This is a genomic window from Chryseobacterium soli (genome assembly GCF_000737705.1).
Lineage (GTDB): Bacteria > Bacteroidota > Bacteroidia > Flavobacteriales > Weeksellaceae > Chryseobacterium > Chryseobacterium soli.
Genome location: NZ_JPRH01000004.1, coordinates 166,443 through 190,242, shown reverse-complemented (window position 1 = coordinate 190,242; position 23,800 = coordinate 166,443). Strand labels below are relative to the sequence as shown.

Sequence of the window (23,800 nt, the reverse complement as noted above, 5' to 3'; positions counted from 1 at the left end):
CATTGTGCATTTCTTTTTGCTTCTTTTATTCTGCCTTATTAAAGCAACTTTTACACCATTGAAGAGATATATAATAGAGATGAGCTATGCTGATTTTTATTATTTTAAATGATATTAAATGTTTGTTTATCAATAATTTAATGAATAAATGATACAGTAGAATCTAAGGCTATCTTTACTGTATTTATGATCTTGGAAAAAGAATACAGAAAAAAAGCGAAACCGAAGTTTCGCCAATATATTATATTAAGAATTATTTTATTTGTATGAAGATAAAAGATAAAAAGATGTTTTTTTAAATGTTACCTTCAATTATCAACTAAAACAATTCATTAAGCATTTTTGCCAATCTCAATCCACCATATAAAAGCTGTCTTTCCATAGTATCATTAAATTTATACTGGTAGTCATAAGACAATTTTGAATCATTCGGCGTTTGTGCGTAGATTTTATTTGCGATCTTATGAGAATCATATAACCAGTCTTCCAGAGTTCCGGATTGGATCTGCTTTACTTCATCTTTAGATTTAATATCCAGCAATCTAGAGTATTCTGTATAGCTGTATTTTTGAGAATCCACTAATTTTCCATCCCATACAGAGTGTAAATTTGTTTTTTCTCCGAAATAGGTTACATTAATTTTGTTTCCTCCTAAATCATCAGCTCTTCCTACATGCAGTGGCTGAGCCAAATCTCCCATGATGTGAATCAAGAAGATCAATGCAATTTTTCTGTCTTTTTCAGAAGTATTTTTGTCTTTAATCTGGCTGGATAATGTTTTTGCCTGTGTATAAAGACTTGGACCTGCCTGAGCTTTAAGATTCTGTTCAAAAGCTTTAAAATCAACCTGTGGATCAATATTTACATAATGCCATGATGAAGCCTGTTTCCATGCTCCTGTGGTATCAGATTTAATGAAGTCTGGCCAGTTTGCCCAATAGGCAAGACGTTCCTGGCCCATTATTTTTCTGATTTCTCTCCTTGCTCTTCCGGAAAGATGATTTTCTGCGATTTCTGCAATAATTCTGTGCCCGGTCAATCCCCATGCATAAGAATACAGTGAAGAGGAGATGAATGCTAAAATCAGAATTTTAGAATAAATACTTTTCATTTTAAATAACATTTTCAAAGCACAAAGATACGGCTCGCTTTTCTAACTCATGTTAGGATTTGGATAATTTATTTCGTTTATATGTGTTAATAAAATTTAATCTAAATAAGACTTAACCTCACAGCAGAATTTTATATTGCATTTTCTAATCTGATATTAATTAAAAGATAAACAGCTTGATTGACGACATCGTTTTTGGAGATCTGCTTTATTGTAATTCTTACATTCCCTCTCAAATTGGTGCTTTTTATTCAGTTTTTTTATACATTTATTGCTCTGATTGCATTTTATTCTTTGCGAATTCAATTAATTAGCATTTTTAAGTAAAATTAATAGCCAAAATATTTTTCTTCCTTACGAGATATATTATCTTTACAAGTCATAATCACGGAAACACTATGTATGAGAACAATATTGTAGATATGCATTACAATAAGCTTCAGACGGATTTTAAAGCTGAAGCGGTAGCCGTTAATCTTTTGAAATACCAGAGAGCGGTAAGTAATATTTTTATAGAAAGGCTCGGCATTAATGATCGTGCCTATTTAAAGGATATCAAAAGTATTTCGAGCAGTTACCTGGGGTTTGATGAAGAAGTTTTCACGATAGAAACCTATAGGGAGGGAATCTATGATTATCTTCCTGAAGGACTTTTTCATCCGCCTTCACTGGGTGCTTCAAGAAAAAATGTGGATACGGTAGTAAGAGAGATCCGGAAACAGAAAAGGGTAGAAGAGGATGCCCGAAAATTTTTCCAGCCTTTTGAATTGGAAATATTTTTCACGGAAATAAGCTCTCTCCTTAAAGAATTTGATTTTGAAATTACCAGTGACACGGATAGTTTACTGGAAACGGTAAGTGAACTCTGGCCTTTGGTAAGGATGCTGGACAAACAGCATGCATATATTTTTATTTATATTTTGCCATTCTTTCATCAGATAAGAGGCGACAAAAAATGGTTTGAAAGATGCATGACTGCTTTTTTACAGATGCCTGTAGAAGTGACTTTCACTCCGAATGTAATCGACAGAATAGAGAAAAATGACGATTCTATGTTATTGGGAAATTCTACCTTGGGCGTTACCTATATTCCTAGTGGAAGACATATGGACGGACAACGCAACTGGGTAGTGAATATAGGTCCGATTCCTTATGGAGAAATGACAAAATATATTGACGGAAGTCCATTCAGAAAAGTGCTTCAGGCTTTATATGATTATTTTCTTCCTGTAACCGTGGATATCGTGGAAAATTTTGTTACCGATAAGAAAGAGTACTCATTTAGTCTTGAAGATGACGGAAGAAATGCAAACCGTCTTGGATACTCTACTTTTCTGTAGATTATTTTATTATATTTACAATCACCAACCAATTTTAATTTTGAAAAGAAACAGATGGAAATTTCTTCAGTAAAAGGTATCTTTCTCAGATATATTTTAATGCCTTTAATCGCTGTGATTATGATGTTTATCCTTGGGATAATCAGACGAAACAAACCTGCGATTAAAATTAAAGTCATCATTGTATACGTTCTTCTATGCAGTTTATGTCTTGCACTGCCTGGATTTTTCGGGTTTGCAGGGAATTTGTTTAATCCCTATTGGTACCTTATCGCACAGATTATTTACCTGATTTTTGGGATTATCCATGTTAATCTGCTTCATAGATATTTCAAGAAACATATTGATTCTTTAGCAATGAATATCTTGTTTGAATCGATACTCACGCTGACCTGTGTTGTTTTTGGAGGGTTTCTTTTCACACTGATCTTCAATTGGATGAGTAACGGAATGGGATATGCGGTAATGGCAGCAACAAGTATACTTATTTTCTTTGTTCCGATGGTATTTTACTACTGTTATATCCAGCTTATCAGTATTCCATTTGATATCTATAAAACATGGAAATATTCGCCTGATCAAAGGCTGCCGGACTTTGAAGGTGTTGATTTTGACCGTTTGCTGGTACTTAATGTTGAATTAAGCAAAAAACTGGAAGATGCCAACAGATTCAGGATTAAAGCGAAAACATTACCAACGGGAGTTACTTTTGGAGACTGGTTTTATAGGGTTGTTGATGATTACAATCACAAAAATCCTAATTCGATCATTCATCTTACAGATGAGGAAAAAGAGCCATATTACTGGATTTTCTATACAAAAAAGTCCTTTTTCAGCTTCAGAAAATATATTGATTTTGATCAGGATATTTCCACCAACAGTATTTCCGAAAATGAAGTGGTGATCTGTAAAAGAGTGATCCAGCATGAAGAAGAAGGAATTAAAAGAAAAGCATAATCACACGAAATTTTAAAAGTATTACTATGATACAGCCTATTAAACATTTTGCAATTAATTGGGTGGATGGGATGAAAGTTTCCCAGAGACACCTTAATGATCAGGATAATTTCTTAATTGATACCATAAGAGATTCCAATTCACTTGGAATCACGACATACAATTATGGGCTTTTGCCTATATCCAATGAGTTTACAGACAGAACTATTTTTGATGTTCACAATACGGCTACCAATGATGTTCAATTGGTTATAAAGCACTGTACCGCTGTTACTATGGCAGGGTACCGAATCGAACTTAACGATAGGAGAGTCAGTGTAAAATCATTAGCCAGGTCTATGAATGAAGAGCAGGCAGACGGAGAATATTATATTCTAATTTCTGTAAATCCTTTTGATAAAGTACCTTTCGGGGATATTGATCCGGAGGAAATTCCGCCACGTCATCCCAGTGCACAACCTAACCATCATATCGAGTTGCTTCCCGTAACTTCTTTGAACAGCAGTTATTCAGGAGGAAATTATCTGATTATTGGTAAAGTAGACTTAAAAGGTAATATTGCCCAGGTAGATTCTAATTTTATTCCGCCTTGTACCTCTATTCAGAGCCATCCTGCGTTGCTGGATTATTACAACAGCTATGCAAAAGCGATTGGTAATTTACAGCAGTATGCCTTTAAAATCATTCAGAAAGCATCCCATAAAAATCAAAATACAGCATTAGCGCAAAACGTTAAGTTTCTGTGTACCACGATGGTCAATACCTTTGGTGATATGTATTTCCAGTTCAGAAATATTATCCCTTGGCAGCCGCCGGTATTTTTAATTGATTCTTTTGCGAAATTAGCGCTTCATCTTTATAATTCCACGCAGGTTCTCGTACCAGCAGAATTGGAAGAAATGCTGAATTACAGTTTAGAATGGAGTGAAATAGCACCTCATACACTGTTGAATCAACTTTCTATTGTTGCAGAAACCAACTATGATCATCATAATTGTGGAGAACCTCTTTTGTATATCAGTCAGATGCTGAAGAGTTTAGAAACTATTTTCTCCAAATTAAGCGAGCTTGATTATATCGGTCAGAGAAAAGAAAACATTATTGTTAATGAGCAGGAAGTATCCTCCAACAGCAATCCAAAGAGAGGCTGGAGTGTTCTTGATTAATTTCAATATTTTAAAAATACATAATCCCGTTATATGCATTTCGGGATTTTTTGTGTAAAATTGTCACCTATATACCAGTAAAATTATTGTCAATTTTACTGATGAAACTTACATTTACAAAAGAAAACAGATATAAGATGGACATACATTCAATAAGAAAGGATACTAAAGGATTATCAGATAAAATATTTTTAAACAGTGCCGGTTCATCGCTGATGCCGGAAGTTGTAGTAAAAACGATGACCGATTATTTACATCAGGAAGAGATGTATGGTGGCTATGAAACAGCGAATCGTAATGCTGAATTAATCAGCGGGTTTTATGAAGAAACGGCAAAATTAATTAATGCTAAAGCTTCAAATATGGCCTTCACATCAAGTGCTACTGATGCTTACGTAAAGGCTTTATCAAGTATTTCCTTTACAGAAGGAGATTGTATCATCACGACGAATGATGATTATGTTTCCAATCAGATTGCTTTTATTTCGCTGCAGAAAAAATATAATATAGAGATTATCAGGCTTAAAAATCTTGCTGACCATGAACTCGACTTAGAAGATCTGGAGAATATCATTCAAAAACGGAATCCAAAATTAGTTGCGGTTACCCATATTCCCACCAATTCAGGATTGATTCAAAATGTGGAAGGAGTTGGGAAAATCTGCCGTAAGTATAATATTCTTTACCTTGTTGATGCCTGTCAGTCGGTTGGTCAGATGGTTGTAGACGTTGAGAAAATAGGCTGTGATTTTCTTACGGCTACAGGGAGAAAATTTTTACGTGGACCCCGTGGAACCGGATTTTTATATGTATCTGACAGGGCAATCGCTCAAAACCTTGCGCCTTTATTTTTAGATATGAGCGGTGCGGTCTGGACAGGATTTAATGAATATGAATTGATCAAAACAGCGAAAAGATTTGAGCTTTGGGAAAATTCATATGCAGCATTGCTTGGGCTTACCGAAGCCGTGAAATATGCCAACAATATCGGATTATCAACAATTGAAAATTACAACCAAAAATTATCGGGAAAATTACGCAATGAACTTCAGAATAGAGGTTTCAGAGTATTGGATGAAGGAAATAATTTGAACAGTATTATTACGTTTTGCACTCAGGATGGTCATATTGAAAGCATTCAGAAAGTATTAAAAGAGCATAATGTATACTTTTCAGTAAGCCCGAAAAACGGAGCTTTAATTGACTTTACCCATAAAAATGTAGACGGTGTCATTCGTTTTTTCCCACATTATTTCAATACTTCTGACGAAATTGAAGCAATGTTGGAAATACTTTCAAAATAATTGTATTGGTAAAGAAATCTCTTATTTCTTTACCAATATCTTTTCAGTGGCTTTTTTACTGATAATTTCTCTTTTGTCACCGATTTCTATGGTCATCGATTTATCGAAACTTTCTGTTTTAATCACTTTTATCTTAGTATTCAGGAGAAGATTTCTCTCAGTGAGATAGCTTAAAAAGCTGTCATCAGAAAGGGTTACTGAAGCAAAAACTACGGTTTCTCCGTCTTCGCAGTTACTCAATTTTTGCAGATCCTGGGCAATAATGTTTCCGTCTTTATCCGGAATAGGCTCGCCATGGGGGTCAAATTTTGGATAATCCAGAATTTCATCCATTTTATCAAAAAACAGTTGTGAATGTACATGTTCCAGCTGTTCAGCAATTTCATGCACATTTTCCCATCCAAAATTCATGGTTTTCACCAAAAACATTTCAGTCAGTCTGTGCTTGCGTACGACTAAAGCGGCTTCCTGCTTTCCTTTTTCTGTGACAATCAGTGGTTTATAGGTTTCGTAAATGACCCAGTTCTTATCCGCGAATTTTTTCATCATATTATTGACGCTCGGCATTTTTACATTTAAAAATTTGCTAAGTTCGTTAATCGTCACTTTCCCTTCATGGTCAACTAAATGAAACAAAGCCTTCAGATAATTTTCTTCTGTTAATGTTGTTCTCAAAATGTTAGATGATTTTCACTACAAATCTAACAAAATATTATTAAAATTTTGCTCTTGTTATTTTAACTTTTTTTAATTTTACAGTATGAAATTTTCATTTAAAAACGACTATTCAGAGGGCTGCCACCCCAATATTTTACAATCACTTTTGTTGAATAATACGGACCAACAGGCAGGTTATGGCGAAGATCAGTATTCTTTACAGGCTAAAGAATTAATTAAGGAAAGAATTAAAAGTCCAGCTTCAGAAATCTATTTTGTTTCCGGAGGAACTCAGGCTAATTTAATTGTAATTTCTTCCTTGTTAAAACCTTATCAATGTGTGATTTCCGCTTCCACGGGGCATATTTTGAACAATGAAGCGGGAGCTATCGAAGCAACAGGACATAAAGTTCTGGGTATTGAAACCCAAGACGGAAAAATAAGTCCTTCGGATATTATTCCTATCCTGAAAAACCATTCCAATGTACCCCATCAGGTGATGCCTAAATTAGTGTATATCTCTAATTCTACGGAACTGGGAACCATTTATCAGGCTAAAGAATTGGAGGAACTTTCTGCCTTCTGTAAAGAACATAAACTCTATCTTTTTATGGATGGAGCAAGACTTGGGCATGGACTGACTGCAGAAATAAGTGATCTTACTATTGAAAAAGTAGCCGAATTAACAGATATTTTTTATTTAGGAGGAACCAAAAACGGGGCATTGATAGGAGAGGCGATTGTCATTAATAATCCTGCTATTCAGGAAGATTTTGGTTTTAATATCAAACAGAAAGGTGCATTATTAGCAAAAGGAAGACTTCTGGGAATCCAGTTTTTGGAGTTGATGAAGAATGATCTGTATTTTGATCTGGCAAAACATGCTAACCAACAGGCCATGAAAATGAAAAATGCTATGGCGGAAAGGGGAGTACAGTTTCTTTCGGATACCTATACCAACCAGATTTTTCCGGTAATCAGCAATGAAATGATTGAAATTTTATCTGAAAAGTTTGAATTTTATGTTTGGAAAAAAATCGACGAAAAATATTCTGCAATCCGTCTTATTACTTCCTGGAATACCAGTGATGAAGCAGTAGACAGTTTTAATGAAATGATTAACAGTAAATTATCATAAATAAAAAACAGCCTGATCAGGCTGTTTTTTTCTTTTTTTATTAAACAAGAATTCCTAGTTCTCTTGATTGAGTATCTTTTTTATTCCCTCAACAACTTCATTTTCAAGTTTTCTTATTTTTTCTTTCTTCATCATTACATAAATCCCAATAGGGAAGTACAGAATAAGAAAAAAACCAGAATCCAATTGAGTTTGTGTAGTTATTTTTCCGGTTTCCGGATGTGCATTTATTTTCACATTTCCCGTCAGAGTAAAACCACTGGTGCGGACTTGTAATGATCCAAAGTTTGTCTGGATTTTATATTGAGGAAATGTTTTCTTCAGTCCTTCAATAAGTTCAGTTTTTGAAAATGGTTTTAATTGTAAACGCTGCATAGTTAGTTATTAATAATTTGTTGTTAAGTGTGCGAAACTCTTTAATAGCAAATACCATGCAAGTATTTCATTTTTCAGGGAATTATATGTTTAGCGAATTTTATTTTAAAGCTTTGTTCACAAGAGTACAATCTGCGGAAGTCAATTTTTGTCCGTTGACATAATTTATTTTTTTCTCATCAGCATATTTTGACTGTCCACCTTCTTCTTTATGGTCGCCAATTCCCTCAACCAATGTATTACCTTTTTGAATGAAGAAGATATCGCTTTTGCTTTTTGATCCTTCTGCGGCAAATTCATAGGTCAATTTTAAGGTATCTCCTGATTTAAAACCAGTTACGTCACCTTTTGAGCTGTCTTTTTCGCTGTTTTTGTAGAATAATTTTCCGGTTACCGTTCCCAGATTATCATCAATAGATGCAAAAACAGTATCTTTTCCGGTTACTCCCATGTAACAGAATGATTTCGAACCTAGCGTATCTACTACCTTTTCAACGGTCGCTACAGAATCTGTCTCAGCTTTAGGAGCTGGAGTTTCTGTTTTTTTATTACAATTCATTAAAAATACAGATAATGAACCCAATACGATCAATTTTTTCATACCCACTATTATTATGTTAAATTCAATTTCGTTAAGGCTAAATTAATAATAGTATTTGTATATGAAAGCAAATTATCTATAAATTAAAAACTATTTTTTGGTTTTAAATAATTTATAAGCGTAAGTGACTGAATATAAAGGAGAAAGATTTAATGATTTTCTAATCTCTGAGAATCGCTTAAAAAAAATATTTCTGTATCTTTTCCCGTACAGCGAAAAATAAAGGCGGTAGAAACAAGACGAAAATAAGATAGTAAATCTGATCAATCTGCAAAATCTGCGAGCGATTCAGAAAACATGAAATTGGATGTAATTTTTTTATTTGCGCAGATCGAAAAAAGAATCTGCTCAATTTGCAAAATCAGCGTGAAAATCTTAAAGAATAAAATTTCGGTAATTTATTTTTGCTCTCGCTAATCAAGCTGATCTTGCAGATTTTAAAAAGAGAGTTTTCTCAATGTACAAGATTTAGTGAAGCTATAAACTGAAAGAATTAAACTTTTAACATTCCTCTGAAACCTCTCGCTGCATAATAAGAATCTGCTCCGTTGTGATACATGAAAACCATATCGTAACGACGGTCACAAAAAATCGCACCTCCAAGATTTCTGATATTTTGGGGAGTCTGTACCCAGCTGGAAGTTTTCAAATCAAATTTTCCTATTTCTTGGAGTTTCCGGTATTGTTCTTCTGTTAATAATTCAATTCCCATTTCTGTCGCTCTATCAATCACGTTACTTTCTGGCTTGTTTGCTTTTCTGGAATCCCAGGCTTGCTTATCATAACAGAGACTTCTGCGTTTCGGACTTTCAGTAGAACAATCGGTGAATATATATTCGTCAGTTTTTTTATCGTAACCTGTCACGTCTGGTTCACCTTCCGTTTGTTCCATCTCATTCAAAGACCAGAGCTTTTCGGGTGAAGCTTCTAATTTTGCCTGAATTTTTTTCCAGTCAAGATCTTTATGTCGTTTTATATTTTTCTCAAAACGCGCTTTTAATATTTTTAATAAATCCTGGGCTTGTTCGGTAGATAATTTTTTATTGTTTTTCATAAGATTAGTTTTGGTGTATTTTAAATCTGTATTCAAATATATTAAATCATTTTTCTTTCTGCCGGTCTGAAATACCATGATATGATGGTAAGAACAAGAAGGAGCAACGATGCAAATATTTTACTAAAATTGTGGTCTGACGCGATATGGGAAATAATAGCTCCGGACATTACAAAGAAAAATCCGGCATATGCCCATTCTTTTAATAAGGGTCTTTTGGGGATGAGTATTGCAATCACACCCAATATTTTCCATATTCCAATAAGAGTCATAAGATACAGTGGATATCCCAGATGGGTAAAGTTTTCTACTTCATCTTTATTTTTCAGGAGTTGTACAGCTGCTGTTGAGAACATTCCTAATGATAGCCATGCTGTGAAAAACCAGTAAATAATAGTGTTTCTTTTTCGGAATTGAGTGTGTGTTTTCATGATTGGAAGTATATGGTTAATCGTTAATTCCTTTTCCACGAAGGATTTGTGGAATGTATTTTTCAATCCTCGACTCGCGGGTCTTAGATTGTTTTGCCGCTGAAAAGTAGAGTAGGTAAGCCCTTTGTCTTCCGGGAGTTAGTGCTTCGAAAGCTGTTTTTAATTCAATATTTTCATCTAGTTGATGTTGAAATTCTTCAGGCATTTCGAATTCTTTTGTTTCTTTTAATACTACTTTTAATCCGGCTTTTTCCACTTCAACGGCTTCATACATATACGTTTTTATTGCTTTTTCCAGATCAGTAATTTCCTGAAGACTAGTGAAGCGAATCTGTCGGGAAGCCTGCACATTTTCAGACTGTTGAATCAGTATTTTTTCAGCATCATTCAGCAATGCTCCTTTAAAAAAAAGTAGAGCGCAGTATTCTTTAAATCCGTGGATTAAAAAAATATTTTTCCCATGATAGGTGTAACACGGACATCCCCATTTTACTTCCTCCTCAAGTCCGGTGTCCAGTGCAATGGATCTTAATTTTTCAAACTCCTGCTGCCATTGTTTGGCCTGATCGAAAAAGAAATCTGCTTTTGGATTCATAATTATTGGTGTTAAAAGATAGACTGTTATTTCAATGTATTCCCAATTTCCTGCAGGCGATTATGAGCCATATTCAATCCTTGGGCAAAAGGAAGTTTCAGGATTTTATCCCGGTAATCTACTGATTGATAGATCGTATGAATGGTTATTTTACTGGTGTTATCAGTGATTTTTTCAAAAGTTAAAAATTCCAGTTGAACGGGAAAAGGGGTATTTTCCATCTGGAAAGTCCGGGTTATTTTGTGATCCGGGAGAAATTCATGGATGGTTCCATTGGCCCGGAAAACAACTTCACCTTTAGGATTTGAAGTTTCAAACTGGTAGCCGCCATGCGGTTTATTTTCAAGTTTCAAGACTTTAGTTCCCATCCATTGTTCTACAATATCGGACTCTGTATATGCTTTGAAAAGGAGTTCTACCGGAAGATCAAACTCTCTGGTGATCAGGATTTCCTGTTTGTTATCTTCCGCGTGGATTTTAGTTTTGAGTTCCATTTTGTGTGGGTGTTTAATATTTTGGTGTTTTGTTTTTAGTATTTAGTATTTAGAAGATGGAGGTTTTGTTGATAAACAACTTAAATTTAAAACTCCAGGTCTTACAAAATATTATGCTTTATAATTTTTCATTACACTTTCCAGAGTATTGAACCGATCGTCCCACATTTTGCGGAATGGCTCTATAAAATTAGCAATTTCCTTCATTTTGTTTGGGTTAAGATGGTAAATCATTTCACGTCCGTTTTGTTCCTGGCTCAATAATTCACATTCTGTAAGAATCTGAAGATGCCTGGAAACGGTAGGTCTAGCAGTGTCGAAATTGGAAGCGATAGCACCGGCCGTCATAGATTGTGTGGCCACCAGCATCAGGATTGATCTTCTGGTAGGGTCGGCAATAGCCTGAAAAACATCTCTTCTTAAATTCATAGTGTAGTTATTTGACTACAAATTTAAATGAAGTTATTTGACTACGCAAATATTTTATAAAAAAATTAAAAGAATAGAAGATAAAATTTGGTCAACAATATGTTATATCGTAATATTGCGATATATAATTAGAAGATGGGCACTACAAAAACAGAACATTTCACTGATGAGCAAAACCAAATGGCAGCGATTGCTAAAGCGTTGGGGCATCCGGCCAGAATAGCGATTATTGAATATTTGCTAAAAGTAAATACCTGTATTTGCGGAGATATCGTGAATGAGCTTCCATTGGCACAAGCTACGGTTTCCCAGCATTTAAAAGAATTAAAAAATGCCGGACTGATCAAAGGAAACATTGAAGGAACTGCTATTTGTTACTGTATTAATGAAAAGACTTTTGAAATGGTGAATACTTATTTTTCAAGAATCATCACTACAGTGACCCACCAAAAGTGCTGTTAAGCATTTTTTTTGCTCTTAATTATCGCAATATTACGATTGAATAATAAATAAAAACTTATGAAATTATCTGAAATTAAAGAAATTCTGACCACATTAGAGAATGTAGAATTTCAATTGGAAAACGGAACTTTCGTCCCTGAGCATTTTCATGTAACAGAAGTCGGTACAGTAACAAAAGAGTTTATAGATTGTGGCGGAACAGTCCGGAATGAAAAAGCAGTTAACTTCCAGCTATGGAATGCTGATGACTTTGAGCATCGGTTAAAACCGACTAAACTTCTCAATATCATTAAGCTATCAGAAGAAAAACTAGGAATTGAAGATAATGAAATTGAAGTTGAGTTTCAGAATACTACCATTGGAAGATATGATTTAGATTTTAATGGAAAAAACTTTATACTCCTTAATAAAACGACTGCCTGTCTGGCCCAGGAAGCGTGTGGGATTCCTGCAGCAAAGGTTAATGTTGAAAATTCGAATTCTTCTTCAACTTCAAACTGTGCTCCGGGATCAGGATGCTGCTAACCAATCGATTGTCATGCCTAATATATAAAGCCTATGAATTTGAAACTATTACAAACAATAGAATCCTTAAAGAATTATGAAATAAGTGCAGAAAGAAAATCAATGCTGCGCCCTTTAGCAGATAGCATTCGGGAACGAATCCAAATCGGAAAAGCGGTCCATCTTAATTTCATATGTACCCATAATTCCAGAAGAAGCCATCTGACACAGGTTTGGGCACAAGCGATGAGTTTTTATTATAACATTCGTGAAATTGCCTGTTATTCAGGAGGTACAGAAGGTACAGCTGTGTATCCTAAAGTTATAGAAACGCTTTCTGAACAGGGATTTAGAATTCAGAAAATAGCCGATACCGAGAATCCTATGTATGCTATTAAGTATAATAAAAACTCACATCCTGTAATCGCTTTTTCTAAAAAGTATGACGATGAGTTCAATCCCGCAAACGGATTTATAGCAGTAATGACCTGTTCGGAAGCTGATAGCGGATGCCCGTTTATTGCCGGTGCTGATCTTCGAATTTCCCTTCCTTTTGAAGACCCGAAAATCTCTGATGGTACCATTGAACAGGATCAAGTATACCAAGAGACAAGTCTGCAGATAGGTGCAGAAATAAGATATGTTTTTTCACAGATTAACACCAAATAATGGAGCCAAAATTGAAATTTTTAGATCGATATCTTACTTTGTGGATATTTCTTGCCATGGCTGTGGGGATAGGATTAGGATATGTATTTCCTGACATTTCAAAAGTCATTAATGCCTTATCAGTAGGGACTACCAATATTCCGCTGGCCATAGGATTAATAGTGATGATGTATCCGCCACTGGCAAAGGTTGATTATTCATTACTTCCCATAGCATTTAAAGACAAAAAAGTAATCAGCATTTCACTGATCCTGAATTGGATTATTGGTCCTGTTCTCATGTTTATACTGGCATTATTATTTCTGAAAAATGAACCTGATTATATGATCGGTTTGATCCTCATTGGTCTTGCAAGATGCATTGCCATGGTAATTGTCTGGAATGACCTCGCAAAAGGGAGTAGGGAATATGCCGCTTTATTGGTTGCTTTAAATAGTATTTTTCAGGTATTTACGTACAGTTTTTTTGTCTGGATATTTATTAATGTATTGCCACGGCAATTGGGAATTGCCAATTTCAATGTTACGGTATCGATGAAAGATGTCACAGAAAGTGTATTGATCTATCTGGGAATTCCTTTTCTTGCTGGTTTCTTAAGCCGCTATTTTCTCGTAAAATCAAAAGGAACAGAATGGTACAACACAAAATTTATCCCAAAAATATCCCCGGTTACTTTATATGCATTATTATTTACCATTATTTTGATGTTTAGCCTGAAGGGTGACAAAATAATAGAATTACCGATGGATGTTATACAAGTAGCAATACCGTTAGTCATTTATTTTATTGTGATGTTTTTGGTGAGTTTTTTTATCAATAGGTCTTTACAAGTTCCTTACGACAAAAATGTATCTATTGCATTTACTGCTACTGGAAATAATTTTGAATTAGCAATTGCTGTTGCAATAGGGGTATTCGGGATTAATTCACCTCAGGCATTTGTAGGAGTTATTGGTCCTTTGATAGAAGTTCCGGTATTGATACTTTTGGTAAGGCTAAGCTTATGGTTGAAGAAAAAATATTATCATTAAGAAATATTTTACCACAGATTATACAAATTCCACAGATGATTATGTTGGATTAAATTATTTAAAATCTGAAAAAAGACAAAGCTGAAATAATTTACTATTTGGAAGCAGAAGCTGATGACGTAAAGTAATACTGCTACAATTTAACATAATATAAAGCCCTCATATATCATAATGAGGGCTGTGTAACAGTTAGATTTTCCTTATTGAAATAAAGGTTTGTAAGATAACGGAAATAATTATAAATGAGAGTCCTATGTAAAATGCACCATTAACTTCTTTGCTTTCATTAAAGAATAAAAATGCCATAATGATTGCATAAACAGGCTCCAGATTAAAAGTTAAGTTAACGGTAAATGCCGGAATTTTTTTCAAAACTTCCGCAAAAGCCACATATAAGCCTACAGTACAAAAAAGTGCTAAAAGGCCCAAATATGCTGCATCTTTTAAGTCAGGTATTATGCTATCAGACGGAAAAAAAACAAGGTAAACGGGCAAAAATGCTCCTAGACATAAGGTTCCGCTAATCATTTGGTAGAAGTTAATCACCTTAGTATCAAAATGCCTGACCAGACGATTATTGTAGATCGTGTAAAGAGCTCCTAAAGCAGAAGATATAATCCCTAAAATAATTCCCAGCTGGTAAGAGGCATCGAAATGAAAGATCAGACTGATCCCCAATAAAGTTAATGTACTAAGAAGGAGCTCTGAGATCTTAAACTTCTCACTGTCGATTAAAGGTTTGAATACAGCAGTAAAAAAACTGGTAAGACAATAGCAGACTACACCAATCGAAATATTGGAATATTTGATACTGGCATAGAAAAAAAGCCAGTGCATCGTGATAAGCAGCCCAGCTTTCATTATACGGATCTTTTCCTGTCTGGAGACGTTATAGGGGATTCTCAGCAGTTTTAGAATAACAAATAATATGATTGAGGAAAATAAGAGTCTATACCAGACCAGCAATCCTTCATTAAGAGTGATTAGTTTTCCGAATATGCCTGTGAAGCCGGCCAGTATCACGGCTAGATGTAATAATAAATATGATTTTTTCATTGAGAATGAACTGTAAAGATTTTGAATTAATATTTTTTTATCAGAATCTGAAGTATAACAATATGAGTGGTTAATAAATTAACAACATAAGTATACTTCAAAGCAATTTGAAAATATTAAGGTGCCGGAGGAGGCAGACAGTTCGCGCGGTTCATATTTATTTGTTCTAGCTCAAATATAAGAAAAATATTTTTTAAGCTTACAAGATTATAAAAGCTGTCATTAGGTAAGATAAGTAGATAATCTTTAGAATATATTTTATCCTATAATTTATATTATGTTAAATTGAACATGTTATCATAATTGAAAAAGAATTAATTGTTAGTATTTTACATCAAAATTTAGAATCGGCTTATAAAACTATTAAGATGCATTTCTAGAAGAAAACCTCTTAATAATCTTTGATTTTATGATGGTCGGCTGTCTGCAGACATTTCACTTTTTATTTTTGCTCTGTGCTGAATTCCCCATCTTGTCATTGCTCCTACAAGTTCTTCTAAAGTATGACTGTATGGTAATAATTGGTATTCAATCATCACCGGATATCCAACAGAAACTTTTTTAATAATAAAACCATTAAGTTCTAGTTCTTTTAATTCGCTTGATAAAACTCTAGCAGAAATGCCTTTTACATTTTTTTGAAGTTCTCCGAACCGGTTGTTTCCCCGAGCCATAGCAATGATAATCATCAGTTTCCACTTACCGCCAATTGCATACAATGCATCACTAACAGCGTCTAAAACCGTATGACATTCATCGGTAAATTCTTTATTAACTTCAATTAAATTATTTCTTTCCATGTGGCAGTTATTAAATAATTAGTTAATAACCTTTAGGTAACAACTAATAAATTGTAAGCAAATATAGTATAATTTTGTTAGCAAGAAAATAAAAACAATTCATTATGACACTAGAAATTTTAAAAACAAAAGAAGATTTAAGAAATTTAATTGATGATTATGCTTATCTAGGAGATGAAAAAAAAATCTCTGAGGTAATGGATCTTTTTACAGCAGATGTTACTTACAAAGTTTATATGGGCGGAGCTTTGGTGGCCGATGTTTCGGGAAAAGAAAATATGGAAATAAGTTTCAATGGACATGCTTCTGAAGTAAAAACCTATTTCACTTTAAATGGTCAGCACACTGTAAAAATCGGGAGTGACAGTGCTACAGGAATATCTTTTACTCAAATTAAAATGATAAGAGAAGTTAATGGAAAAGATATTCTGACTGATTATAATGTAAAATATGAAGATTATTATGTGGTTCAAAACGGAAAATGGCTAATAAAAGACCGGGTTGGTTATTTTGTGATTATTGAAACCAGATTACTTAATCAGTAAGTCAAAATCTCTCTGCAGATCAATAATTAGTTATATTTTAAATTTTACCTCCTGCATTTTTGCAGGAGTTTTTTATGGTTATAATTGAAAAAAATGTTTATTTGTAAATTGGAATAACCCATAAAAAAAACCGCTCTTTTCAGAGCGGTATACCTTATAAATTCATTACTAATCTTAACAAGTGGATCCACATGAAAGAACCTGGATGTGTACTACTCCATTGATAACGCACTGTACGTTACATAGAGTACCACTTACAACACCACCTAGGCCTCCTACTACACCGCCAACTACTCCACCAATGCCGCCAATAGCACCGCCGATTACTCCTCCTACACCTCCTATTGCACCGCCGATAGCACCACCAAGGCCGCCTACTACGCCACCGATATTATCAAATAATCCGTTTCCAGAGATAGCTTTCATCTCGTTTCTGTTTAGTTTTTTTAAATTTTTCATGATATAAATTTGTATGATTATTACATCACTAAGATATGAATAATAACAATACATCAATATGTTTTCGAAAAAAATAATAAAATATTTTTATAATTTAATATTTCATTAATATAAACGCAATTTAATGAATATGTCATTATGTGAATTATTTCGGTTATTTGATTGATTTTCTTACTATTAAATGAGAATTTCAAAAAGAATGGTTTTCCCAGCTTTGATAATTTTTTAGAAGATAAAAAGCAGAGGATTTCAAAATTTACTGAATCTATGGGGTTTTATCAGCTTCCAGGCATCAGTTTATAAGCTCTAAAGTTGGCGTTATCTTTAAAGTATTTGTATTTTTACCGTTCTAATTTTTAACAATGTCAATTTTTTCAGATAATATAAGGCTTTTGAGAGGTAAACAGGGGAAAACTCAACGTGAAATAGCCGAACATTTACAAATTACCCGATCACGATATATTTCCTATGAAAACGGAAGATCCCGGCCCCCAATCGACGTACTGATTAAAATGTCCAAATTTTTTCATGTCAGTATTGATCTTTTACTGTCTGTAGACATTACAAAATATCCTTTGGAAGACATGCTGAAACTTCCGGATAACAGGATTGTATTGCCGATTGTAGTAGACCAGGCAGGAAATGAAAGCATTGAGATTGTTTCCCAGAAAGCATCCATGGGATATTTGGCGGGGTACAGTGATCCCGGATACATTGAAGGGTTGCAGAGAATTTCTTTTCCGTTTCTTAAAAATGGGAAATTCAGGGCGTTTCCTGCTGATGGAGATTCGATGCCGCCATTTAAAGACGGCTCTTTTATTATCGGAAAATATATTGAAAGCATCAGTGAGCTTAAAGAAGGGAAAACCTATGTTTTTGTGACTTCCAACGATGGTATTACTTATAAAAGATTCAAAGGGAAAAAAGAATATTCGATTACTGTAGCTGCGGACAATTCATTTTATGATCCGTATGAGATTCCTTTAGAAGACATTCTTGAAATATGGCAATATGCTTCAGGGATTTTTCCAGAGGATTTTTAATCCTTATAATATATAAATATATAAAGCCGTTTATTACTGATTGAAACGGCTTTTCTTTTGTAAGTAATGGAAATTAGTTCTTATAAAGAAGAGATGTACACCTCTATTTTGGTTCCGTCATAATTGAATGTTCCATCCGGATTTATTTTTCCCAATACCCATTTTAAATCTACAGGTACAGACCATGCGGTTCCCAATGCCAATCCATTTACTGAACGGATTTCATTTCCGTTTCCCGTACTTATCGCTGAATGAAACCAGGTTTTATCAATAAGCCTATAAAAGCCTATCGCTTTTCCTTTTGGAATAACAGAATATCCATTCCATTTTTGCCCTCCGGAGTAATTGAATTTATTCAGCCACTTTTGCCCGTATAATTCAACCAAATCATCGGGAGCTATTCCGGAACCGAGCATGTATAATGCGTATCCTACCACATCGTGGCATACTCCACTGTTGTATTTTGAAATATTTTCTGCACCTGATAACATTGCATTCGCAATCGGTAGCCTTTCAGATTTGGATAACTGAGCTTTTCTAGCTCCTTCTGCTGTTACAAATGACATATGTTTAAGTTTTTAATTAAAGAAATAATGCTTACTGGTAAATATAGTTCTTTTAAATTAAATCACATATGTTTGATTTTTATAGAATTTTAGCAATAATAATTCCTGCAATAAGAGCCAGAATGATAAAAATAATCTGCTTTGTATAATTGGGTTTATGAGTATTCAGCTCTTGCTGAAGCAGTGTATTTTCCTTTTGATAGGTTTCCAGCTTAGCATCTAAAGTAGCTGTTTTCTCATTCACGGCAGACTGTATATTTTTCTCATGAAGAGAGGCGATTTCCTTTTTATATTTATCCATTTCTTCCTGACGCAGCTTCTGCTGATCCTGGAAATTTTTCTGTACATCCTGAGCCTGCTTTGCGGATGCTTCCTGAAATTTCTGGAATTCATCGTTCTTTTTTGCCAGCTGTTCGGAAAGCATTTTCAGCTGTTCCCCGTGTTTCTCGGAAAGGTCTTTTTTTAATTTTTCCACTTCTTCATTACGGAGTTTTAATTGGTCTGTAAAAGCTTTGTTTTGATTTTCAGCCTGTTCTTTAAATGCTTTTTGAGCTTCTGTGAATTCGTCATTCTTATTCTTCAGCTGCTTTTCCAAGGTCGTTACCTGTTCCAGAAACTGCTTTACCATATCTTTTTTCACTTCTTCAATAAGTAAAGCTCTGGAATTAGATTTTTCATGGGAAAGTTTTTCGATAATGGAATGAAGTCCGGCACCATAATCATGAGGTAGATAGAATCTTCTGTCGGCAAGCTTATCTAATAATGTTTCATCAACCGTATGGCCGATAGCGGTAATAGTAACGGTATTGAGACCAATAAATGTTTCGGACAGTTTCAGATCATTGAACGCTTCGAGACTTTGCCGGTCGCCCCCTCCTCTTACTAAGGCAATAATGTCGTAATCCAGTGCAGTGATCTCACTTAATTTTGACAGAATAGAAGTAGAAGACGTGATATTGCAGGTATATTCTGAAATATGAAAAAAAGCCTGTGATACATCCAGACCTTCTTTAAAATCTTTCTGAACAATGGCATTATGCCCATAAATATTGGCGATTCTTATTTCTTCATTTTTCAGGATTTTATCTCTGATCACCGTTTCCAGATCTTTCGATCCTTTTTCCAGCTTTTTCTGGATCAGTTCATAACGCAGCAGTTCTTCTTCTGATATTGCTTTTTCTTCCTGCTGGATGATCTCATCAACAACAAAACGAAGTTCTATGCTTGAGTTTTTTATACTTTTTTCTATGAATCCTTTTAAGGTGTAAATTTCATTATTGATGATTGTACTTCGCATCAAAGACGATATTCGAACTCCTATGCTGGTGTTGTCTCCTTCAGAATACAGGTAGTCATAATAATAATTCCCATAGGCTTTACCGCCGCCGTAAGAATATTTTCCTTTCAGGTAAATGAGATTTACCGTTGCAGGCAGTTTTAATGCATTGCTGAAAAGCCCAATGACTGAAGCCGGCGAATAAATGGGGTAAGTAATTTCGTTATCTGACATTTGATGGGTATACCCAAGAGTTTAAAATTTCTTGAAGTATTTATTTTCAATGGTGATCTGCAAATATATTATTTTCTTTTGTTGAAAAAAATACTATGAAATCATAAAATATATTGAAAATAAATTTCATTCTTCAGAGCTCTGTACTGTTGTTTAATTAACAGTTTACCACGAATAATCGGAAAGCTGTAAATAGAGGCTGGAAGAAGAAATAAAAATATTATATTTATTTCTCAAAAAAAAATACTGGTTATGCCGACTGAAGCGTCTCACAAGCTGATTCCTATGACAACCTTTGTGATTGAATATTATTCGCACGAAGGATATGCTGATTTACAAACATTAGCCTTGATGAATAATTATGCTAATTTCCTTAAAAAACCGCTAACGCTTGGAATGTTTGTACCTGTAGATCCGAAAGGAAATGTGCTGAAAATGCCCAAAAATTATACGATTTGGAAAACCCTTGAACATAACAATGGAAAAGATGATGAAGGGGTTGGATCTGAAGAACACAAAATATATCAAAAGGCCGAACAAAAATGTTTTTTTGAAGAATTCAGGATTGATTATAACGGATATTCTGTGGTAAGAATCGTAGCCAACTATGATGATTCTATTGAACTGACTTTTAATAAAAGTGACTTAAGGTCTCCAACATTTAAAGATATTGAGTCCTTTACTGTTTTTGAAGAAATATATTTAACACATGCAGCTTTAAAAGCCATTGGCATTAAAAAGTAATAAGAAAAACCTGGAGGATAAGACGGCATAAAGACCATAACAATATTCTCATTACCATATAAAAAGAGCTATAGTTGAACATCAATATAGCTCTTTTTTCTTTTAAAAATATCTGAAATACTACTAAATCATATTATTTTGCTGGGCCATGTAATTTGACAAATCTGGATCTATAACATGGTTCAGAATGTTCCTACTTTTGTGCCAATAAAATACAAGATTTATGAAGGATTCATTTAAAATTCCACAGTTTCTGTTAAGGTTTGCATTAGGGATTACATTTTTAACACCGGTTTCAGACAGATTAGGACTTTTAGGACCAGCAGGTACGGGAAATGTAGAATGGGGAAATTGGGATAATTTCATTAGTTACACGACAACGCTCATGCCTTTTTTAGACAGACCGATGGTCAATGTAATGGGCGGAATTGCTACTGTATGTGAATTGGTGATCGGCGTCCTTTTAATCATAGGTTTTAAAACAAAATATGCTGCGATAGCGGGCTCATTACTGACGCTCACATTTATTGTATTTATGACTCTTTTTGTCGGGATACAAAAACCGATCAATTTTGGAGTCTTTACAGCAACGGCTGCAAGTTTCCTGCTTTCCCGTATTCCCAATTATGAATGGAGCCTGGACAATTTTTTTAAAGGTAAATAATGCTCCCATTCTTTTAGAAAGTATTTACATCTGATAAAACAAATATAAAATAATAATAAAATGGCAACACGTATTAAAATTGATCAGGCAGAACCGGCAGGCTACAAAGCCATCCTGGGTCTTGAAAAATTCATTGAAAGTACTCCCCTTACAGCAACACATAAGGATTTGATAAAAATCAGAGCTTCACAGATCAACGGATGTGCATTTTGTATTGATATGCATACAAAAGAAGCCCGAAAATCCGGTGAAACGGAACAACGTATTTATGCCCTTAACGCATGGCGTGATACTCCCTTTTTCACCAAAGAAGAACGTACGATATTAGCCTTAACTGAGGAAGTTACTCTGATCAGTAATCATGTAAAAGATCAAACGTACCAGGAAGCGCTGGAAGCTTTGGGAGAAACGTATCTGGCCCAGGTGATTCTGGCCATCATAACGATCAACGCTTGGAATAGAATTGGTATTACCACCCAATTAATTCCTGGTTAGAATAATCATTTTTTATCTGAATTATCACTGTTTCCTTACTTTGTTTGGAAGCAGTTTTTTATAGAGCTTTAATCTATTAATAATTTTTTTATCATAAATTACAGGATAAAATAAAAAATATCTGACCTGGAATGTTACCTTACAAAACACTGATACAGCTTAACAGAGCATCCAATATTTCATTGTATATTCAGCTGTGCAATAGCTTTATCAGCCTGATTACTGATGGTACGTTACAGGCTGGAGATGCATTGCCCAGTACGCGGGCACTCTCGGAATTAACCGGACTCAACCGGAATACGGTGAAACTGGCTTATGAAGAACTGGTAAGCCAGGGCTGGGCTGAATCCATCGAACGTAAAGGCATATTTGTATTGTCAAAATTGCCTGCTCTTTCTAAAAATAAAAAAAATGTTTCTAACCGGGTTTTGGATCTGCAAAAGGAATCATTTATATGGGATAATCCTTTTATAGGAAAGAAAGAAACTGAGAATTTCCAGCAATCAGTTTTAACGATTGATGATGGATTTCCTGATGTAAGGCTGACACCGATAGATCTGCTGATGCGTGAATATCGAAGCATTTCTAAAAAGTTTTACGGGAAAAATTTCCTGAAATATGGATATCCGCAAGGTTCGGAGCATCTTCGTAATGCCTTGTGCCGTTATCTGGCGGATACGAGGGGCTTAGTAGTTACTCCTGAAAATCTTCTGATTACCAAAGGCAGTCAGATGGGTATATATCTTGCCGCACAGCTTTTACTGAAAGCATCGGATCATATAGCTGTTGGAGTATCCAATTATCGCTCTGCTGATGAAATTTTCAGGTATACGGGGGCTTCTCTTTTAAGAATTCCGGTAGATGATTATGGGATGGATATTGATGTTCTTGAGGAAGTCCTGCAGCAGCAGACCATTAAAGCGGTTTATATTATTCCGCGCCATCATTTTCCCACTACGGTAACGATGAGCATGGAAAGAAGACTGAAACTGCTGAAGCTGGCCAAAGAATATCGGTTCGCAATCATTGAAGATGATTATGATTTCAATTTTCATTATGACAACAAACCCTATATCCCGTTAGCGAGTATAGACCACAACAGAAATGTTATTTATATCGGGTCTATTACTAAAACCTTTGCGCCTGCTCTCCGAACAGGATTTATGATTGCTGAACCTGGTTTTGTGGAAGCTTCATCTTCATTGAGGCAGCTGATCGATAAACAGGGGGATTCCTTACTGGAAGAAGCGTTTTCTTCTTTGTTTGATAATGGAGAAATGGAAAGGCATTTCCGAAAATCGTTGAAAATATACAGACAGCGCAGGGACCTGTTTTGTGAAATACTTCATAGCAGATTCAGTAATGTGATTGATTTTAAAATTCCTGAAGGAGGCCTTGCCGTTTGGTCCGTATTTGATACTTCCATCAGCCTATCCGATCTTTCACAATCTGCGGCAAAAAAGGGATTGAAAATTGCTGACGGCTCGTTTTATAATAATGAAATATTTATACCCAACGGCCTTAGACTGGGATTTGCATCACTTAATGAACAGGAAATTGAACAGTCTCTTGAACTGTTACGGAAAATTATCTGATCAAT

At 34.6% G+C, this 23,800-nt stretch carries 29 protein-coding genes; 15 read left to right on the top strand and 14 right to left on the bottom strand.

Features of this window, described 5'->3' with window-relative positions:
* Positions 1-319: 319 nt before the first annotated feature.
* Complete coding sequence (locus tag IW15_RS11185; protein ID WP_034711348.1) at positions 320-1,111, bottom strand: S1/P1 nuclease; 792 nt, start codon at positions 1,109-1,111, stop codon at positions 320-322.
* A gap of 422 nt (positions 1,112-1,533) precedes the next feature.
* On the opposite strand from IW15_RS11185, the gene IW15_RS11180 reads away from it, so the two are divergent.
* The 4 genes from IW15_RS11180 to IW15_RS11165 all read left to right on the top strand — a co-directional run bounded on the left by IW15_RS11180 (position 1,534) and on the right by IW15_RS11165 (position 5,878).
* Positions 1,534-2,451 (top strand): type VI secretion system baseplate subunit TssG, encoded by a 918-nt coding sequence (locus tag IW15_RS11180; RefSeq protein WP_228384353.1) that lies wholly within the window; start codon positions 1,534-1,536, stop codon positions 2,449-2,451.
* 54 nt (positions 2,452-2,505) lie between these two features.
* A complete protein-coding gene (locus IW15_RS11175; protein ID WP_034711346.1) occupies positions 2,506-3,408 on the top strand; it encodes a TssN family type VI secretion system protein in 903 nt (300 codons plus the stop codon).
* 26 nt (positions 3,409-3,434) lie between these two features.
* A complete protein-coding gene (locus IW15_RS11170; protein ID WP_034711345.1) occupies positions 3,435-4,574 on the top strand; it encodes a hypothetical protein in 1,140 nt (379 codons plus the stop codon).
* Between the two features lie 137 nt (positions 4,575-4,711).
* The gene (locus IW15_RS11165) at positions 4,712-5,878 is read left to right on the top strand and encodes an aminotransferase class V-fold PLP-dependent enzyme (RefSeq protein ID WP_034711866.1); all 1,167 of its coding nucleotides are present in this window, start codon (positions 4,712-4,714) and stop codon (positions 5,876-5,878) included.
* 21 nt (positions 5,879-5,899) lie between these two features.
* Here IW15_RS11165 and IW15_RS11160 read toward each other — a convergent pair whose 3' ends face one another.
* The gene (locus IW15_RS11160; protein WP_034711344.1) at positions 5,900-6,553 is read right to left on the bottom strand and encodes a metal-dependent transcriptional regulator; all 654 of its coding nucleotides are present in this window, start codon (positions 6,551-6,553) and stop codon (positions 5,900-5,902) included.
* A gap of 85 nt (positions 6,554-6,638) precedes the next feature.
* Between IW15_RS11160 and IW15_RS11155 the strand changes: the two genes are divergently transcribed.
* A complete protein-coding gene (locus IW15_RS11155) occupies positions 6,639-7,673 on the top strand; it encodes a threonine aldolase family protein (RefSeq protein WP_034711343.1) in 1,035 nt (344 codons plus the stop codon).
* A 54-nt stretch (positions 7,674-7,727) separates the two neighbouring features.
* On the opposite strand, the gene IW15_RS11150 is transcribed toward IW15_RS11155, so the two are convergent.
* From IW15_RS11150 to IW15_RS11120, 7 genes are all read right to left on the bottom strand, one after another.
* The gene (locus IW15_RS11150) at positions 7,728-8,048 is read right to left on the bottom strand and encodes a hypothetical protein (RefSeq protein ID WP_034711342.1); all 321 of its coding nucleotides are present in this window, start codon (positions 8,046-8,048) and stop codon (positions 7,728-7,730) included.
* A gap of 100 nt (positions 8,049-8,148) precedes the next feature.
* On the bottom strand, positions 8,149-8,649 hold the full coding sequence (locus IW15_RS11145; RefSeq protein ID WP_034711341.1) for a hypothetical protein: 501 nt from the start codon (positions 8,647-8,649) through the stop codon (positions 8,149-8,151).
* A 493-nt stretch (positions 8,650-9,142) separates the two neighbouring features.
* Entirely contained in the window at positions 9,143-9,703 is a 561-nt protein-coding gene (locus IW15_RS11140; protein ID WP_034711864.1) for a DUF4256 domain-containing protein, read from the bottom strand.
* Positions 9,704-9,744: 41 nt separating this feature from the next.
* Entirely contained in the window at positions 9,745-10,134 is a 390-nt protein-coding gene (locus tag IW15_RS11135; RefSeq protein ID WP_034711863.1) for a DoxX family protein, read from the bottom strand.
* A 16-nt stretch (positions 10,135-10,150) separates the two neighbouring features.
* Complete coding sequence (locus tag IW15_RS11130) at positions 10,151-10,729, bottom strand: YdeI/OmpD-associated family protein (RefSeq protein WP_034711340.1); 579 nt, start codon at positions 10,727-10,729, stop codon at positions 10,151-10,153.
* Positions 10,730-10,755: 26 nt separating this feature from the next.
* Positions 10,756-11,223 carry an SRPBCC family protein gene (locus IW15_RS11125; RefSeq protein WP_034711339.1) on the bottom strand — a complete coding sequence of 156 codons (468 nt, stop codon included), beginning with the start codon at positions 11,221-11,223 and terminating at the stop codon, positions 10,756-10,758.
* A 111-nt stretch (positions 11,224-11,334) separates the two neighbouring features.
* Entirely contained in the window at positions 11,335-11,652 is a 318-nt protein-coding gene (locus IW15_RS11120; protein WP_034711338.1) for an ArsR/SmtB family transcription factor, read from the bottom strand.
* Positions 11,653-11,787: 135 nt separating this feature from the next.
* Here IW15_RS11120 and IW15_RS11115 point away from each other — a divergent pair, with 135 nt between their 5' ends.
* Genes IW15_RS11115 through arsB form a run of 4 tightly spaced genes read left to right on the top strand, consistent with a single transcriptional unit; the run spans position 11,788 to position 14,318 of the window.
* The gene (locus IW15_RS11115) at positions 11,788-12,114 is read left to right on the top strand and encodes an ArsR/SmtB family transcription factor (RefSeq protein WP_034711337.1); all 327 of its coding nucleotides are present in this window, start codon (positions 11,788-11,790) and stop codon (positions 12,112-12,114) included.
* Between the two features lie 57 nt (positions 12,115-12,171).
* Positions 12,172-12,639, top strand: coding sequence for a DUF6428 family protein (locus IW15_RS11110; RefSeq protein ID WP_034711336.1), 468 nt, complete (start codon positions 12,172-12,174; stop codon positions 12,637-12,639).
* A 33-nt stretch (positions 12,640-12,672) separates the two neighbouring features.
* The gene (locus tag IW15_RS11105; RefSeq protein WP_034711335.1) at positions 12,673-13,287 is read left to right on the top strand and encodes an arsenate-mycothiol transferase ArsC; all 615 of its coding nucleotides are present in this window, start codon (positions 12,673-12,675) and stop codon (positions 13,285-13,287) included.
* A complete protein-coding gene (arsB, locus tag IW15_RS11100; protein ID WP_034711334.1) occupies positions 13,287-14,318 on the top strand; it encodes an ACR3 family arsenite efflux transporter in 1,032 nt (343 codons plus the stop codon). The genes IW15_RS11105 and arsB overlap by 1 nt, the downstream gene beginning before the upstream one ends.
* A 189-nt stretch (positions 14,319-14,507) precedes the next feature.
* Here arsB and IW15_RS11095 read toward each other — a convergent pair whose 3' ends face one another.
* Positions 14,508-15,374 (bottom strand): DMT family transporter, encoded by an 867-nt coding sequence (locus IW15_RS11095; RefSeq protein ID WP_034711333.1) that lies wholly within the window; start codon positions 15,372-15,374, stop codon positions 14,508-14,510.
* Between the two features lie 407 nt (positions 15,375-15,781).
* Positions 15,782-16,174, bottom strand: coding sequence for a winged helix-turn-helix transcriptional regulator (locus tag IW15_RS11090; protein ID WP_034711332.1), 393 nt, complete (start codon positions 16,172-16,174; stop codon positions 15,782-15,784).
* A gap of 104 nt (positions 16,175-16,278) precedes the next feature.
* Between IW15_RS11090 and IW15_RS11085 the strand changes: the two genes are divergently transcribed.
* Positions 16,279-16,719 (top strand): nuclear transport factor 2 family protein, encoded by a 441-nt coding sequence (locus tag IW15_RS11085; protein ID WP_034711331.1) that lies wholly within the window; start codon positions 16,279-16,281, stop codon positions 16,717-16,719.
* 174 nt (positions 16,720-16,893) lie between these two features.
* On the opposite strand, the gene IW15_RS22780 is transcribed toward IW15_RS11085, so the two are convergent.
* Positions 16,894-17,178 carry a bacteriocin-like protein gene (locus IW15_RS22780; RefSeq protein ID WP_034711330.1) on the bottom strand — a complete coding sequence of 95 codons (285 nt, stop codon included), beginning with the start codon at positions 17,176-17,178 and terminating at the stop codon, positions 16,894-16,896.
* 362 nt (positions 17,179-17,540) lie between these two features.
* Here IW15_RS22780 and IW15_RS11075 point away from each other — a divergent pair, with 362 nt between their 5' ends.
* The gene (locus tag IW15_RS11075) at positions 17,541-18,221 is read left to right on the top strand and encodes an XRE family transcriptional regulator (RefSeq protein ID WP_034711861.1); all 681 of its coding nucleotides are present in this window, start codon (positions 17,541-17,543) and stop codon (positions 18,219-18,221) included.
* An 80-nt stretch (positions 18,222-18,301) separates the two neighbouring features.
* On the opposite strand, the gene IW15_RS11070 is transcribed toward IW15_RS11075, so the two are convergent.
* Positions 18,302-18,787 carry a hypothetical protein gene (locus IW15_RS11070; protein ID WP_034711329.1) on the bottom strand — a complete coding sequence of 162 codons (486 nt, stop codon included), beginning with the start codon at positions 18,785-18,787 and terminating at the stop codon, positions 18,302-18,304.
* A 79-nt stretch (positions 18,788-18,866) separates the two neighbouring features.
* On the bottom strand, positions 18,867-20,297 hold the full coding sequence (locus IW15_RS11065; protein WP_034711328.1) for an exodeoxyribonuclease VII large subunit: 1,431 nt from the start codon (positions 20,295-20,297) through the stop codon (positions 18,867-18,869).
* A gap of 252 nt (positions 20,298-20,549) precedes the next feature.
* On the opposite strand from IW15_RS11065, the gene IW15_RS11060 reads away from it, so the two are divergent.
* The 4 genes from IW15_RS11060 (at position 20,550) to pdxR (ending at position 23,795) form a co-directional block, all read left to right on the top strand.
* Positions 20,550-21,041 (top strand): hypothetical protein, encoded by a 492-nt coding sequence (locus tag IW15_RS11060; protein WP_034711327.1) that lies wholly within the window; start codon positions 20,550-20,552, stop codon positions 21,039-21,041.
* 223 nt (positions 21,042-21,264) lie between these two features.
* Entirely contained in the window at positions 21,265-21,705 is a 441-nt protein-coding gene (locus tag IW15_RS11055) for a DoxX family protein (protein ID WP_034711326.1), read from the top strand.
* A 60-nt stretch (positions 21,706-21,765) separates the two neighbouring features.
* Positions 21,766-22,200 carry a carboxymuconolactone decarboxylase family protein gene (locus IW15_RS11050; protein WP_034711325.1) on the top strand — a complete coding sequence of 145 codons (435 nt, stop codon included), beginning with the start codon at positions 21,766-21,768 and terminating at the stop codon, positions 22,198-22,200.
* Positions 22,201-22,331: 131 nt separating this feature from the next.
* On the top strand, positions 22,332-23,795 hold the full coding sequence (pdxR, locus tag IW15_RS11045; RefSeq protein ID WP_034711324.1) for a MocR-like pyridoxine biosynthesis transcription factor PdxR: 1,464 nt from the start codon (positions 22,332-22,334) through the stop codon (positions 23,793-23,795).
* The last annotated feature ends 5 nt before the right edge of the window (positions 23,796-23,800 follow it).

Coding starts and splice junctions, on each gene's coding strand:
- IW15_RS11165 (WP_034711866.1), top strand. CDS start 4,712: ATGGACATACATTCAATAAGAAAGGATACTAAAGGATTATCAGATAAA.
- IW15_RS11050 (WP_034711325.1), top strand. CDS start 21,766: ATGGCAACACGTATTAAAATTGATCAGGCAGAACCGGCAGGCTACAAA.
- IW15_RS11110 (WP_034711336.1), top strand. CDS start 12,172: ATGAAATTATCTGAAATTAAAGAAATTCTGACCACATTAGAGAATGTA.
- IW15_RS11170 (WP_034711345.1), top strand. CDS start 3,435: ATGATACAGCCTATTAAACATTTTGCAATTAATTGGGTGGATGGGATG.
- IW15_RS11070 (WP_034711329.1), bottom strand. CDS start 18,787: ATGTCATTTGTAACAGCAGAAGGAGCTAGAAAAGCTCAGTTATCCAAA.
- IW15_RS11175 (WP_034711346.1), top strand. CDS start 2,506: ATGGAAATTTCTTCAGTAAAAGGTATCTTTCTCAGATATATTTTAATG.
- IW15_RS11140 (WP_034711864.1), bottom strand. CDS start 9,703: ATGAAAAACAATAAAAAATTATCTACCGAACAAGCCCAGGATTTATTA.
- IW15_RS11065 (WP_034711328.1), bottom strand. CDS start 20,297: ATGTCAGATAACGAAATTACTTACCCCATTTATTCGCCGGCTTCAGTC.
- IW15_RS11180 (WP_228384353.1), top strand. CDS start 1,534: ATGCATTACAATAAGCTTCAGACGGATTTTAAAGCTGAAGCGGTAGCC.
- IW15_RS11125 (WP_034711339.1), bottom strand. CDS start 11,223: ATGGAACTCAAAACTAAAATCCACGCGGAAGATAACAAACAGGAAATC.
- IW15_RS11095 (WP_034711333.1), bottom strand. CDS start 15,374: ATGAAAAAATCATATTTATTATTACATCTAGCCGTGATACTGGCCGGC.
- IW15_RS11145 (WP_034711341.1), bottom strand. CDS start 8,649: ATGAAAAAATTGATCGTATTGGGTTCATTATCTGTATTTTTAATGAAT.
- IW15_RS22780 (WP_034711330.1), bottom strand. CDS start 17,178: ATGAAAAATTTAAAAAAACTAAACAGAAACGAGATGAAAGCTATCTCT.
- IW15_RS11115 (WP_034711337.1), top strand. CDS start 11,788: ATGGGCACTACAAAAACAGAACATTTCACTGATGAGCAAAACCAAATG.
- IW15_RS11075 (WP_034711861.1), top strand. CDS start 17,541: ATGTCAATTTTTTCAGATAATATAAGGCTTTTGAGAGGTAAACAGGGG.
- IW15_RS11130 (WP_034711340.1), bottom strand. CDS start 10,729: ATGAATCCAAAAGCAGATTTCTTTTTCGATCAGGCCAAACAATGGCAG.
- IW15_RS11155 (WP_034711343.1), top strand. CDS start 6,639: ATGAAATTTTCATTTAAAAACGACTATTCAGAGGGCTGCCACCCCAAT.
- pdxR (WP_034711324.1), top strand. CDS start 22,332: ATGTTACCTTACAAAACACTGATACAGCTTAACAGAGCATCCAATATT.
- IW15_RS11105 (WP_034711335.1), top strand. CDS start 12,673: ATGAATTTGAAACTATTACAAACAATAGAATCCTTAAAGAATTATGAA.
- arsB (WP_034711334.1), top strand. CDS start 13,287: ATGGAGCCAAAATTGAAATTTTTAGATCGATATCTTACTTTGTGGATA.
- IW15_RS11150 (WP_034711342.1), bottom strand. CDS start 8,048: ATGCAGCGTTTACAATTAAAACCATTTTCAAAAACTGAACTTATTGAA.
- IW15_RS11090 (WP_034711332.1), bottom strand. CDS start 16,174: ATGGAAAGAAATAATTTAATTGAAGTTAATAAAGAATTTACCGATGAA.
- IW15_RS11120 (WP_034711338.1), bottom strand. CDS start 11,652: ATGAATTTAAGAAGAGATGTTTTTCAGGCTATTGCCGACCCTACCAGA.
- IW15_RS11185 (WP_034711348.1), bottom strand. CDS start 1,111: ATGAAAAGTATTTATTCTAAAATTCTGATTTTAGCATTCATCTCCTCT.
- IW15_RS11135 (WP_034711863.1), bottom strand. CDS start 10,134: ATGAAAACACACACTCAATTCCGAAAAAGAAACACTATTATTTACTGG.
- IW15_RS11060 (WP_034711327.1), top strand. CDS start 20,550: ATGCCGACTGAAGCGTCTCACAAGCTGATTCCTATGACAACCTTTGTG.
- IW15_RS11055 (WP_034711326.1), top strand. CDS start 21,265: ATGAAGGATTCATTTAAAATTCCACAGTTTCTGTTAAGGTTTGCATTA.
- IW15_RS11085 (WP_034711331.1), top strand. CDS start 16,279: ATGACACTAGAAATTTTAAAAACAAAAGAAGATTTAAGAAATTTAATT.